The 13,528-nt window shown below is 43.2% G+C and carries 10 protein-coding genes; 5 read left to right on the plus strand and 5 right to left on the minus strand.

Going from position 1 to position 13,528, the window contains the following annotated elements; translation table 11 throughout:
- Positions 1-5 precede the first annotated feature (5 nt).
- Entirely contained in the window at positions 6-764 is a 759-nt protein-coding gene (locus VEJY3_RS18450; RefSeq protein WP_014233930.1) for a metallophosphoesterase, read from the minus strand.
- 97 nt (positions 765-861) lie between these two features.
- Positions 862-1,740, minus strand: a complete 879-nt coding sequence (locus tag VEJY3_RS18455) for a LysR family transcriptional regulator (RefSeq protein ID WP_014233931.1) — start codon at positions 1,738-1,740, stop codon at positions 862-864.
- 166 nt (positions 1,741-1,906) lie between these two features.
- Between VEJY3_RS18455 and VEJY3_RS18460 the strand changes: the two genes are divergently transcribed.
- Complete coding sequence (locus tag VEJY3_RS18460; RefSeq protein ID WP_014233932.1) at positions 1,907-3,109, plus strand: MFS transporter; 1,203 nt, start codon at positions 1,907-1,909, stop codon at positions 3,107-3,109.
- Positions 3,110-3,335: 226 nt separating this feature from the next.
- Complete coding sequence (locus tag VEJY3_RS18465) at positions 3,336-4,247, plus strand: O-acetylserine/cysteine exporter (protein ID WP_014233933.1); 912 nt, start codon at positions 3,336-3,338, stop codon at positions 4,245-4,247.
- Between the two features lie 169 nt (positions 4,248-4,416).
- Here the strand turns inward: VEJY3_RS18465 and VEJY3_RS25735 are convergent, their stop codons facing one another.
- The 3 genes from VEJY3_RS25735 to VEJY3_RS18480 all read right to left on the minus strand — a co-directional run bounded on the left by VEJY3_RS25735 (position 4,417) and on the right by VEJY3_RS18480 (position 8,550).
- Complete coding sequence (locus tag VEJY3_RS25735; protein ID WP_014233934.1) at positions 4,417-6,294, minus strand: methyl-accepting chemotaxis protein; 1,878 nt, start codon at positions 6,292-6,294, stop codon at positions 4,417-4,419.
- A 384-nt stretch (positions 6,295-6,678) separates the two neighbouring features.
- Positions 6,679-7,254, minus strand: coding sequence for a DapH/DapD/GlmU-related protein (locus VEJY3_RS26150; RefSeq protein WP_014233935.1), 576 nt, complete (start codon positions 7,252-7,254; stop codon positions 6,679-6,681).
- Positions 7,255-7,497: 243 nt separating this feature from the next.
- Complete coding sequence (locus tag VEJY3_RS18480; RefSeq protein WP_014233936.1) at positions 7,498-8,550, minus strand: MBL fold metallo-hydrolase; 1,053 nt, start codon at positions 8,548-8,550, stop codon at positions 7,498-7,500.
- A 108-nt stretch (positions 8,551-8,658) separates the two neighbouring features.
- On the opposite strand from VEJY3_RS18480, the gene VEJY3_RS18485 reads away from it, so the two are divergent.
- From VEJY3_RS18485 to VEJY3_RS18495, 3 genes are all read left to right on the plus strand, one after another.
- Positions 8,659-9,579, plus strand: coding sequence for a LysR family transcriptional regulator (locus VEJY3_RS18485; protein ID WP_014233937.1), 921 nt, complete (start codon positions 8,659-8,661; stop codon positions 9,577-9,579).
- A 120-nt stretch (positions 9,580-9,699) separates the two neighbouring features.
- Positions 9,700-10,071 carry a DOPA 4,5-dioxygenase family protein gene (locus VEJY3_RS18490; protein WP_014233938.1) on the plus strand — a complete coding sequence of 124 codons (372 nt, stop codon included), beginning with the start codon at positions 9,700-9,702 and terminating at the stop codon, positions 10,069-10,071.
- Between the two features lie 197 nt (positions 10,072-10,268).
- A complete protein-coding gene (locus VEJY3_RS18495; protein ID WP_014233939.1) occupies positions 10,269-13,478 on the plus strand; it encodes an HD domain-containing phosphohydrolase in 3,210 nt (1,069 codons plus the stop codon).
- Positions 13,479-13,528 lie beyond the last annotated feature (50 nt).

The following is a 13,528-nucleotide window of genomic DNA, read 5'->3' on the forward strand; positions in this document are numbered from 1 at the left end:
GCTGTCTAAATAACCTCGAACGCAAGTCGTTTTTCATCATGCATATTGATCGAGTGCATTTCGATGGATCCTTGATGGAACTCACACAAAGTAATACGAGGGTCAGGAATAAAGTTGTTCGCACTGTAACCTGCGCCAGTATCAATAAATAACTTATTTTTCTTCATTTTGGGGCTGTTTAACGGGGTATGGCCGGACACAACAAAATCAACATTATCAATGTGCTTACCTGTGCTTCTTAAAATATCATCCCGCCCCCAAAGCATGGTCTTAATCGAGTCTTTATCTACGGATTTTTCGTCGGGTGGCCACAGAGTAAATGGGTATTCCGCATGAAGTACACCGATGCGCCACTGGTTAACTTCCACACTAAGCGTCAGGCTAAAGCAAGACGCAACGGTTTCTCTGGCGGCTTCTTTTTCGGCTTGCTTTAAGGACAACCACCATTCGCCACCATTCATCATCCACATGGACTTTCTGTATGGGTCTTGATCGAATCTTTCCAAAATAAAGCTGTCGTGATTTCCCAGGACGGGAAAGAACCACTTTTCTCTCGCGAGGTTTAAACATCGTAAAGAGTCATCACCTCGATCGGTTAAATCACCAACCGAGAATACACGGTCTCGATATTTGTCGAAGTGAAGCGTCTTTAACGCATGAATAAACAGCTCGAAATTACCATGAATATCGCCAACAAACAGATCTTTTCCCAACGAATTTCGGGAGAAGCGAGTATGTAATGGTAAGTCAGATGGACTGCTCATGATCACTAGCTTACTTATATCAGCGATACTTTATTCAAGGATAGCACAGGCTAAAAAAGGGCAGTTTGCACATATAAGTCGTCGCGCTAGAGCGTCGTTAATTCTTATTGACTTCAGATAAAAGAAAGTCGCGAAACGTCTGATTGGCACGCGAGAGGTAGCTATCTTTACGCCAGGCCAAACTTAGGTCAATTTCGAACGTTTCGGCAAATGGACGAGTAACGATCTCATCGTCATCTCTTATTGCGACTTTCCACATCGGTGAAATGGCGTAACCTTGGCGAATTACTGCTTTGATTAAAGGCAGTAAATTACTGCTAAACGCGACTTTCGGTTTCATGTTAACTTGTTGAGAAACTAGGTCGATTAAGGTGTGGTGATAGTAGCCTTTTTGAAACAGGACTAAATCGTGAGCAAGAAAATCGGAATACTCAATCACCTCTTTCTCTGCTAAAGGGTGATCGACGGCCATACAAACGACCATTTCTTCGCGGATAAGCGAGCCGCTTTCTAATTCCGGTGTGAGATCTTTACTCGCAACGACACCAAGCTCCACTTCTCCTTCAAGTAACATTCGTCGAATATTACGCGTGCCTGTATCGAGGATATTCATATCAATATTCGGATATTGATGCCTGAATGCCATCACAAGAGGCGGAAAGTAGTAAGAGCCGAGCATGCTGGGTACGGCAACGTCAACCAAACCCTGATCTAGTCCTTCCATTGCCTGCATCGCCAGTTTGGCATCATCAGCCTGTTTTAAGATTTGTTTAGCGTGCGAAAGAAACTCATTGCCAGCGACGGTCAAAGTAATACCACGATCTCTGCGATTAAACAGTGGCGTTTTCAGTTCCTGCTCCAGCTTCTTGATACTACTGCTAATTGCTGGTTGCGCTAAGTTCATCAACCTCGCTGCGGCGGAAATAGAGCTCTGCTCTGCGGCGGCAACAAAGTGCCTTAACTGACGTAATTCCATATCCACTCATCCTTACCTAGATCGCACAATGACGGCTTCGATTTATCTATGCATATAAATTTTATTTATGGATCTGATAAATACAAAATATTTTTTTTATTGTCAATTGGTCGATACCCTAGCGCTGTAACCAGTTTCATTAATTGACAAGAAAAAGTAGTTTGCAGTGAAAAAATCAGCCCATTACAGCAGAGTCGTCATTTGTGTCTGTCTCTTCTCCATCGTCACTTTTGCCAATATTTATTGGTTGCAGCCTTTGTTGCCTGTGCTTCAGAAAGAGTTTCAGGTTAGCTCTTTGGCTGCAAACTTAGCGATGTCAGCACCTTTATTTGGTATGGGGCTGGGCTTATTGATTTTCGCCAGTTTGTCTGACGCTATCGGACGGTGCAAAGTGTTATTAGTAGGGACCGCTATTGGGCTTTTGGTCTCGCTTGCTCTGCCTATGGTAAAAAGCTATGACGTTTTCTTAAGCTTACGTTTTCTTCAGGGTATGTTTTTGGCGGTATGTCCGGCATTGGCCGTACCGCTTATGGGCGAAGAACTGAGAAAAAGTTGGCTAGCAGGCGCGGTCGGTTTTTACGTAGCCTCTAACACACTTGGCGGGATCTGCAGTCGCTTAATGGGTGGACTCAGCACGGAACTACTGGGTAACTGGGCATACGCTGGCTATATGATTGCTGGTATCAGTGTGGTTCTTTATGTCATCATTTACTGTTTATTGCCTAAGCAGCGTCACTTTAAACCAGCTCCTCTTCGCGTGGGGAAATGTCTCAAAGCGTATGGCTATCACCTTAAAAACCCTCAGCTGGTGGTGTTGTATCTACTCATCGGTTTGGCATTCGGTACGTTTGTTAACCTTTCTAATTATTTGATGATGGTGTTAAGCGATTACCCATACAACCTGCCTAGCGATGTACGTAGTTTGATGTTTTTAACGTTACTTGGCGGTACAACCAGCTCTTCGCTTGCTGGTCAGTTTGCGAAAAAACACAGTCAGATTGCTGGCGTGGCGTTTGGTGCAATCATTATGTTGATGGCCAACTTTTTAATGAGCTGGTCAAATATCTATACCATGGTCATTGGTATGGTGATGGTATCGGTCGGATTCTTTTTCTGTCATGCGCAAGCCAGTACCTTGATTGGTCGAAAAGCCACTAAATCTAAAGGCAGTGCCCAAGCGCTATACAGTTTGTTTTACTACTCAGGTGCGAGCTTAGGCGTCTTTTTCTTAGAGCCGTTTTATCAAGCCTGGGGATGGCAGGGTATTCTGGGAGCCACACGTATCGCACTCGCGCTTTGTATCCTATTGGTGATCATTTACCAGTGGATCAAAATATACAAAGACAATCACTCTCATGCTATGTCATAAATGCTCTGTGTATGAATGTGTTTAGTGTAGCGTTAAAAGAGCCTGTCGCGGGCTCTTTTTCATTTTGGATGAAGTAAAACATATGCAACTCTTGTGTTAATTCCATGTTTCAGGCAGTCTGGAAGTTCGATTCTATATCCAACTCATCCCCCGAGGGGTAATCGGTAAGCCGCTTTTGCCAACTATCCGTATTACGTGACACGGTGGACGCCTGAAAGGAAGCATAATGTCATTACGTGATCGGTTATTAGCTCTCACCATCGTATTGGTGTGGGGTGTCAATTTTGTGGTTATCAAAGTCGGCCTACAAGGGATGCCGCCTCTGTTACTGGCGGGATTGCGCTTTGCTTTAGTCGCGTTTCCTGCGTTGCTTTTTATTCCTCGCCCTAAAGTGCCTTTAAAATGGCTTGTTGCCTATGGCTTAACCATCAGTTTTGGACAGTTTGCGTTACTTTTCTGGGCGCTGAATGTTGGTTTGGCGGCAGGGTTAGCGTCACTTCTTTTACAGGCACAGGCATTTATCACGCTAGGATTTGGAATATTACTGCTCAAAGAAAAGGTGCAGCGTCACAATGTTATTGCGGTTGTGACCGCTGGTTGTGGCGTTTACCTACTTGCTGCAGCGCAACATGATGGTGCTGCATCGCTTACTGGTGTGACCTTGATACTCATTTTAGGTGCTGCAACTTGTTGGGCGCTTGGCAACATTACCAATAAAGTGATCATGCAAAACTACAGCGTGCCGACTATGTCCCTGATCGTCTGGAGCGCGTTAGTACCCACCTTCGCATTTGCCATTGCCTCTGTTTCGATAGAGGGACCAGACGTTATCAAGAGCTCGTTGTTAAACATGCAATGGCACAACCTGTTTTCAATTGTTTACCTGTCACTTTTGGCGACTATTGTCGGCTATGGAGGCTGGAGTTACCTGCTGAGTCGTTATCCAACCGCTTTGGTTGCGCCTTTGTCTTTGCTGGTTCCGGTATTTGGCTTGCTTAGCGCATGGATTCTATTAGATGAAAGCCTGAGCTTGTACCAAATAACAGGTGTAGTCGTCATTGCAGTGGGGTTAGTGATTAACGTATTTGGTCGACGTTGGTTTAGGAGAGATGTGGCGCCAGTGTCTACCATTCAGTAAGTAAATTAACGACACGGCTTGGTGTCTTATAGGCGACAAGCGACGTAGTAAGGTTTATCCATTGGCGTTGAGTAAGATAATGCTTAAATAGCCCAATGGGAGAAGCGCCTCCCATTGGATAAGTTTCATGCTCCACGTTGTCTAAAACAGAGTTTGATTTGTCTCATATTCAAACGGTAAAGTAAGAAAGCTCGTTTTTCTGATCGGATGCCATTGTTGATAACGCATGTGCTGCTTGAAGCGTCTCTTCAACCGCAACAACATTTTTCTTCACCAGGTCATAGGTGTGAGTTGTACTTTGCGAAATCTCTTCAGTAACGCAGTACTGCTGTTGAGAGGCGGTAGCCACAAGCGTATTAATATCTGATATGGATTCAACGGCAGTAGAAATAGATTCAAACGCAGATTTTACACCATCAGCCAGAATGACAGACTCTTCTATTAAATCGACGTTCTTAGCCATGTTGCAGGTTGCTTTTTCAGATTGCTGTTGAAGCTTTTCAATGATTTCCTGAATGCTGACAGTTGACTGTTGTGTTTTTGAAGCAAGGTTTCGGACTTCATCGGCTACTACTGCGAAGCCTCGACCCTGTTCTCCAGCACGGGCCGCTTCGATTGCGGCATTCAACGCCAATAAGTTGGTTTGTTCTGAAATGCCGTTGATGACTTCGATCACTGAGCCAATTTCCAATGCATGTTGACGCAGTTCTTCAATGATTTTCGCGCTTTCGTTAACTGAATCGTTAATATCGCCAGTAAGCATTATGTTTTGCTCTAGAGTTTTCTTACCACGTTGCACGCTATCTTGTGCGGTTCTTGCGGCATCTTCGGCCATCACTGCTTTATTACTCACCTCATTTGACGTTGAAGACAGCTCATTAATCGCTGTGGAAATCTGCTCGGCTTGCTCCAGCTCGAGCTGAGAGTTCGCGCGAGTCGTGTTCATAATGGTACTTAATTGAGTAGAAGATGATGCGACATTTTCAGAAATCGAGTGAGAGTTTCGAATCATTGTCGAAAGTTTATTAGACAAGTTGACTAGAGACAGATAGATACCCGTTTCTTTCCCTGTGGTTTGCAGTTCCTGAGTCAGGTTGCCTGCTGCCATTGTTTCCATAAAGTTTGCGATTTCATTTGGAATGCCACCAACCGGGATGAGTACTAATCTTTTTAAGATAATTAATACAAGACTGATTGATATGATCAGACTGAATAGACCAATTAACATCGATTTGTTTAATTGTTCATGAGCTGACGCCTCAATGATTTCGTTTTTAATAAACGTGGTGTATTCCCATTGTGTTGCATCAATTCTTCCCCAGAATGCAGTAAACTCTACATCATGATTGTTTATTTCTGTTGTATAAGAAAGTTCTGGTGATGTTTGGCTAAACTCTTTATACAGTGGTCTTTCTGTATAAATATTTTTTCCGAGTAGCTCTTTATATGGTGCAATTAAGATTGTGCCATCGTGAGAATAAAGGAACATGTCATCACGTTGAGTTAATTTACTTAGCACGGACTCCACGTTGATGGTCGCCAGAGAAGCCGTATTGTTGTTAAGTTTATATGCGACAGCGATGATTTCTTTCCCAGTTCGAGCTGAAATAAATGGAGGAGACACATAAAACTGCTCATTTTGATTAAAGATCGCTTTCCAGTAGCTTCGATCTAATTGCTTCACATTAAAGTCAAACGGCTTACCTTGAGGATCATAGATAACGCCATCTCGACGGAAAAGGTACACACCTTCACTGATGTCTTTTAGGTTCCTATCAAGAGTCTGAGTTTGAATGAGTGCATGGTCAGAGAGAACCGTTTGGGTATCTTCTGGCCCGATGTCGAACGAGGATAGAACTTTACGATAGCTTTCAATTTTCTCAGTGATGGAAATTTCGATAGATTCATTTCTTGAACGCAAAATATCTTTATGTTGCTCAATGCTCTCATCATGAAAAGCATTAAAATCTAAAAATATTAACAATGAAACGATGAGGACTATGATAGAACCTAACGCTCCGGCAACCTTAAATGTAAATTTATTCACTTTTAATTATCTCTTTTAACATTGGATTTTATTGTGGTTATATAGAGATATTTTTAACTCATAAATGATTAATTTGTCATTATTAATTTAAAATAAAATTAGAGTAAGGGTGCTAAAATAACTTATGAATATTTTTTTGTTTCAGATATGCAACCTTATTTTTCATTAAATATAATATTAAACAACGATTCTCATAGATTTACTCTCTTAATCTAGTAATTAACATGTTTTTTTGAATTTAATAATTTTGGGGAAATTAAGAGAAAGTAAAAATAATTAGGTCTGGGTGGAATCTAAGATAAGAACGAAGACCGCTTGTTTTATTCGATTATTAATGAGAGTTGTAAAGAGCCGGGTTCGGCTCTTTACATTGTTGGAAGGTTATTAATCTTCGAGTTCTATTTCTTTAATGAACTTCGCTGGCACGCCGCCTACGACAGTGTTTGGCGCAACGTCTTTACTCACCACTGCGCCTGCTGCAACTACGGCACCATCACCAATCGTGACACCTTGCAGTATGGTTGCATTTGCTCCAATCCATACGTTATTACCAATAACAATCGGTGCCGGGATGGTTGTCCCGCGTTTACGGGGATCTAAGTCGTGGTTAAGCGTTGCCAGAACGACGTTATGACCGACTAACGCACCATCCCCGAGGGTAATACCACCGTGATCCTGAAAACAGCAACCTGAGTTAATAAACACATTTTTGCCGATGGTAATGTTCTTGCCGCAATCTGTATTGAACGGTGGGAACATCATAAAGCTATCATGTATTGGCTTGCCTGTTAGCTCAGACATGATCTCTCTTATTTCTTCTGAAGTGTGATAACTGCCATTCAGCTCTGATGTGATTTTAAGCGCTTGCTGCGCTAATTCGTAACACTGTAAGTGGATGTCAGAACCGCCTTCAATCACTCCGCCTTGGCGCATATATTCCAAGCAATCATCTAAAGTCATCGATACTTCCTGTTGTTTTCTATGATTATATTTAATTAATCAGTATCACACTGAGTCTGTGAATCAAGCATTAAATAGGCATTTACTCAAGTGCCCCGATGAGTTGTTTTATGACAGCTTCACCTTAGATAGGAACGCATAAACGCAAAAAAGGTGGCTTGCCTTAAACAAAGGAAGAAGCCACCAAACTTAAGGAAGAAAGGTAATGGCAGAAATTTTGTCTTTGAGCGACAAGACTTCCGATTAACGATAGCTGTATAGGTACTCGGCAATCATTTGTGCGTTAGCAGGGACCGCCGTCTCGTATCCGTAGTATTTGCCGTATTTCGGACGAAGCTCTTCGGTCGCTTTGCGCGCGATTTCTCCATACCACGCTGGCAGCATTACGGTATGAGCGTTGATCTTATCCATTTCAACACCAAAACCAAATGGTACTTCTTGCATTGCTTTCGCTACGGCAGCTTCTAGGTCTGCAATAAAAGTGAGGTGGAAATTGAAATCATCGTGTGAGCCAACGTTACCGTGCCCACCGTTGAAGTGATCCCACTCCATAGCATTAACCGTCTTCAGGTTTTGTACTAAGTAAGTAAAACGTTCTGAGCCCGCAAAGTTCCAGAATGGTGGCTGATCCGCATTGAGTAAGTCCGGTGCATGCATGACTCGTTCTTGGACAAGTAACCACGCTGAGTGGTCGTCAGTATGCGCTGCGTGAGCGAAGCCGTGAAGTTCAATGGTTTGATCTTCAAACTGGAATTTACTTTCTGGCCATTCAAGTACTTTAGTCGGGCGAGGGATATTACTTCCCAGTAACTCCATTTTATCGACAGTTGCTTGTGAAGCTATGATCTCTGGTGCGATAGTTTGTGTACTTTTAATTGCTTCCAACAGCTCTGCTGTACCAGAAATATGGTCTGCATGGTCATGTGAATACACGATGGTCGCGATTGGTTTATCGGTTACAGAACGAATCGCTTGCAGAATTTTATCAGAACGCATTTCCAGTGGGTCAAACAGCAGGACGCCTTTTTCACCGACATAAAAAATGGTTGCGTAAAAACCGGATTCATACCAATAAGTGTGTTCTGTTAAACGTTGTAACACGTACGGTGTAGACATATTGAGTTGGAACAAATCGGCGACTTTCTCTCCAGGCTCTAAAGCCTGAGTGCTGGATTGAACTTTGTAAACCGCGTCAACAGTTGAAGGTGCTTCTTTGATGGCAGCAAATGCAGAACTGGCTGAAACGATGGCACCTAAAAGCAGTGCGGGAGTGAACATACGAGGTAACGTAGTCATTGAAACTTCCTGTATTTTTTATCGAACTAGGACGTGGATCAATGTATATCTATTGGCATTGTGGATAAATTCCGATTGGGTTAAATGATTATTGCATAGATTGAAATAATGGATAGATTTACCGCCGCTCGAGTGTTTGTCGAGATCTCGGAACAAGGCAGTTTGACCAAAGCCGCAAAGAGGCTGGATATGTCAACGGCGATGGTTAGCCGTTATCTTGTTGCTATTGAAAGCTGGTTTGGTGCTCGTTTACTCCACCGCACGACACGAAAAGTCAGCCTGACAGCGGCTGGTCTAGCGAGTTTACCGGCATGTAAACAAATGCTTCTTGCAGCCGAGGATGCAAGAAATGTTGCTCAGGAACACAGTGGAGAAGTTCAGGGGGAGCTGCGTATCAACGCCACTGGCTCATTTGCTGATGTGCAATTGACGCAAGCAATAGTCGATTTCCAGAGAATTTATCCCCGAATCAACATTGTACTCTCCGTTGCGGACAACCTTTCTAATCTGGTTGAAGAAAGGGTCGACCTTGCCATTCGCATTACTAATACGCTTGATCCCACTTTGATTAGTCGCCCGCTTGCGTTGTGTCGTTCAGTACTTTGTGCCTCACCAAGTTATCTTAAAGAAAAGGGTTATCCCAACTCTCTGGAGGACTTGCAGAGCCATAACTGTATTACTCATATTGCTGGCGTTTTCCGTCATTACCGCTTCATACGACATGGTGAGATTGTTGAGTATCAAGTCGCTGGTAATTTACAGACTAATGAAACCGAGATATTACGTCGTGCGGTAATTTCAGGCGCGGGGATCGGCATGTTACCCACGTATTATGTGGGTGATGATTTGAGAGATGGCAAGCTAGTGAGTATTCTTCCGCAAGAAGAGCCTGAAGTGCTAGGTATACATGCTGTTTATTTATCACGTAATTACCAACCGGTTAGTTTGAGGTTATTGGTCGATTTTCTGGTTGAGCGTTTTGGCGGCGATATTCCACCCTGGGAAAGAAGCTTAATCGTTCAGAATTAATCTGCGGTATGGATGATTACGTTCAACTTCATCTATGGAGGCGGTTGAGATAGTCTACACTGTCAGACAGTTAAGTTAATATTTATAAGTCCTTAACTAAAAAGGATATGGAAGTACAAAATGAACGAAATTAAACGACCTGTAAACTCTCATCGGGCTTATCATGCCCATGTCTATTTTGATCACCAAACGGTGGCGTTTGCGTCAGGGCTATGCCGAGAAGCCGAAGAAAGGTTTCGTGTAAAAATGGGACGAGTCCATGAGAAATTGGTTGGTCCGCACCCGAAATGGAGTTGTCAGCTCAAGTTCACGTCTAAGGATTTTGATGAGCTCATTCCATGGTTAGATGAAAATCGAGAAGGTTTGTCAATTTTGGTTCACGCGCTTTCAGGTAACGAGTGGGAAGATCATACTCTGTATGCGTATTGGCTCGGTGAAAGCCTTGCGTTGGATTTATCTGTTTTCGAAGCGACATCAGAAAGAGAAGATTGATAGAGCCTATAACCAGCCGAATGGATGTTAAGGAGTCGCACTCGCGGCTCCTTTCTTTTTGTGTTTAGCCAGGATAAGGCAACTTAGAGGTTATGTTAAATCTTGAATATTTAAGTATCTGATCTAACCTAATATTTTAACAATAAGAATAATCATATCGTTGGCAGGTGATTTGTTATCCAGGGAGGCTGGGGAACATGAGCGAAGCGGTCAAGAAAAGTACTTTCAGTATGAAAGTAACAGTGGTTTCCGTATTTCTATTTTTATCTTCATTAATCGTTATCTTAGCCCTTTCATTACAGTATTACTTTAGTCATGGACTTGCCAAAGATGCCGCATCAACGGCGTTCAACCGGACTGCAAATGGCTTTAGCGAAAAAATTGATTCACTCAATACACAAACAAGTAACCTCATCAATGTACTCTCACACTTTCCCCAAATAGATCAGGAAGACGAAACCAGTGTTCAACACTCAGCCCGAGAAGTGATCGCGCAAGCGATGTTAAAAAATAATAATTTATATGGGGTATACATTGGTTATGGAAATGGCGACTTTTATGAGCTGATAAATCTCGGCAGCAGTGAGAATTTAAAATCCAAACACGGTGCGGCGACAGATGAAAGTTGGTTAGTGGTTAAAATTTATGAATCAGGAGGAGGAAAGGAGCGATTGTCTGAGTATTACGATAGTAATTTCAACCTCACTCGCCGCAATGTAGAGCCCACGACGTATTCTGCAAATAGGCGTCCCTGGTATCGAAAAGCCATCAACAGCAATGAAGTCGTCAAAACTGCGCCTTATCTTTTCCACAATCTACAAACGCCGGGTGTCACTTACGCCAAACGCATAAAAAATACCGATAGCGTTATCGCAGCAGATATCTCTCTTACATCATTATCCGCATTTCTTGCTAAGAATAACTCCGATGGCGAAGCAATGATATTTGATACCAACGGACGCATTCATGCACACTCCTTCGAGTTAGCCAGTGACACTGATGCTTTACCAACACAGCCGATAGAATTGACTGTTGAAGAGAAGCATTATGTCGATTCGCTTGGTGTTCTTCGGATCGCGAATAAATCAAACTGGCCACCATTTGATTTTTCTTACAGCGGGTTACCGCAAGGTTATTCTACCGATCTGGTGAGTCTCTTAACCCAAAAACTCGGTTTAGACGTCAAATACGTTAACGGATACAGTTGGGAAGATTTAAACGCTCTGTACCTGTCCGGTAATATCGATATTCAACAGTCAGTCCCCGAGCTGCCGTTAACGTCACACACGGGCTTATCGACCACACCGTATCTTGAGCTATCCAGCGCGATTGTCACCAGAACAGAACATCCAAACGTCAGCAGCTTAGATCAGTTAGAAGGGAAGTCACTGGCTATCTCGGTGGGATCGGGATTGGCTGAACGTATTCAGCGCGATTATCCCAATATTAATGTCCTAAAAGTGAAAGACAGTCTAAGTGCACTTAAAGCGGTGGAAAACCGATCAGCCGATGCATCGTTGGAGTCTAAGCGAGTCGCAGACTACTTGGTTGGTGCTTATTCTCTTAGTGAGTTAAAGGTACATCAAGCAATACAAGGCTTTGATCAAACGTTGTCGATAATGGTTGCTGAAGATAAAAAGCCACTGGTGAGTTTACTTAACAAAGCCATGGCATCTGTTTCTGACACAGAGAAGCAAACGCTAGAAAAGAAATGGTTAGAAGATCAGGGCGATCAAAGCAGTCAAAACAACAATATTGTCCGTTCTCTTAAAGCGGGGGTTGTGCCTTTTCGTGAACTGGTCAACATGGCAAAACAGAGCGAAACGGACAGTCCGGTATTGGCCTCAATTGAAAGTCACGGCAAACCGTACACCCTTTATGTGCAGCGAGTCGAAGCAAGCCTGGGCTCCAAAGAATACATTGGGTTTGTTCTCCCTACCGAGATAATTCAAGCGCCGTATATGGATAAAGTGAACAAGTCTACGGTCATCACGTTTGGTGCGATGTTGTTGCTTTTGCCAGTACTTTTGTTTTTCGCCAATGTCATTGTCCGACCGGTTCGGGCATTATTTGGTGAGAGCGAAAAAATCAAGAAGCGGGATTTTAGCTCAGTAGAGAAAGTACCAAGTTGGATAGCCGAGCTTTCGGCGCTTTCGGATTCGATGTTCTCTATGTCTCGCTCGATCGAAGAATATCAAAAACATCAGCAAGAATTAATGGACTCGTTTGTTAAGCTGATTGCTCAAGCCATTGATGACAAGTCTCCTTATACGGCGGGGCACTGTGAGAGGGTACCAATACTTGCGATTGAACTCGCGAAAGCCGCCAATAAGAGTAACTTGCCAGCCTTTAAAGATTTCAAACTGAAAACAGAAGAAGAGTGGCGGGGGTTTGAAATTGCCGCGTGGTTGCATGATTGCGGTAAAGTGACCACACCAGAACATATCGTCGACAAAGGCACCAAGCTTGAAGCGATATTTAACCGAATCCATCTGGTCAGAATGCGTTTTGAAGTGTTGTTAAGAGAGGCGGAAATTGACTATTGGAAAGGCATTGAATCTGGCAAAGATGCCGACGAATTGAAACGCGCGCTTGCTCAGCGTCAGGAGCAGATTAAAGATGACTTTGCCTTTGTTGCCCAGTGTAATGTGGGTGGCGAGTTTATGTCTGATGAACACTTGGATAGATTGAAGGAAATCGCCGCTCAAACCTGGATTCGCCACTTAGATGACCGTCTGGGTTTGTCGCCAGAAGAAAGCCGACGTATCGAAAGCATAGAGCCTCAGAGTGTGCCGTGTGAAGAAAATCTGTTGTCTGATAAGCCAGAGCATTTGATTAAATGGCCGCAAGACCCGAATAGTAAAACTGGTGAAGAGATTAAAATGCGCGCTCCTGAATATCAGGCAAATCAAGGAGAGCTGTATAATTTGAGTATTGGCAGAGGTACGTTAACTGCAGAAGACCGTTACCGAATTAACGAACATATTGTTTCTACGATACGAATGCTTGAAGCTTTGCCATTACCGGAAGAATTAAGGCGTGTTCCAGAATATGCAGGTGGTCATCATGAAACCCTCCGCGGTGACGGATATCCAAAACAACTCAGTGCAGATGAATTGCCGACCGCAACTCGAATTTTAGCCATTGCCGATGTATTTGAAGCACTCACCGCATCTGACCGACCGTATAAAAAAGCCAAACCACTAAGTGAAGCGATAAAAATACTCAATTTTATGGTTCAAGACGGGCACTTAGATAAGGATTTGTTTGAGCTGATGTTAAATCATAACCTTCACATCGAGTATGCGAAAACGTTCCTACCAGACGAGCAGATTGATGTTGAAGAGTCACAAAATTGTAGCAAGCCTTTAGAGCCTGAAACTCAGAACGTAAGTGGTGGGTTCTAGTTTAAGCGCGAGGTTTTAATATAAGAGGATCAAAAAGGGCGAGCATCAAC

The sequence above is a fragment of the Vibrio sp. EJY3 genome (assembly GCF_000241385.1).
GTDB classification, from domain to species: Bacteria; Pseudomonadota; Gammaproteobacteria; order Enterobacterales; family Vibrionaceae; genus Vibrio; species Vibrio natriegens.

What these genes read in the sequence shown, in the direction of transcription:
- VEJY3_RS26150 (WP_014233935.1), bottom strand. Translation starts at nt 7,254, where the DNA reads ATGACTTTAGATGATTGCTTGGAATATATGCGCCAAGGCGGAGTGATT.
- VEJY3_RS18455 (WP_014233931.1), bottom strand. Translation starts at nt 1,740, where the DNA reads ATGGAATTACGTCAGTTAAGGCACTTTGTTGCCGCCGCAGAGCAGAGC.
- VEJY3_RS18450 (WP_014233930.1), bottom strand. Translation starts at nt 764, where the DNA reads ATGAGCAGTCCATCTGACTTACCATTACATACTCGCTTCTCCCGAAAT.
- VEJY3_RS18485 (WP_014233937.1), top strand. Translation starts at nt 8,659, where the DNA reads ATGGATAGATTTACCGCCGCTCGAGTGTTTGTCGAGATCTCGGAACAA.
- VEJY3_RS18465 (WP_014233933.1), top strand. Translation starts at nt 3,336, where the DNA reads ATGTCATTACGTGATCGGTTATTAGCTCTCACCATCGTATTGGTGTGG.
- VEJY3_RS18495 (WP_014233939.1), top strand. Translation starts at nt 10,269, where the DNA reads ATGAGCGAAGCGGTCAAGAAAAGTACTTTCAGTATGAAAGTAACAGTG.
- VEJY3_RS18480 (WP_014233936.1), bottom strand. Translation starts at nt 8,550, where the DNA reads ATGACTACGTTACCTCGTATGTTCACTCCCGCACTGCTTTTAGGTGCC.
- VEJY3_RS18490 (WP_014233938.1), top strand. Translation starts at nt 9,700, where the DNA reads ATGAACGAAATTAAACGACCTGTAAACTCTCATCGGGCTTATCATGCC.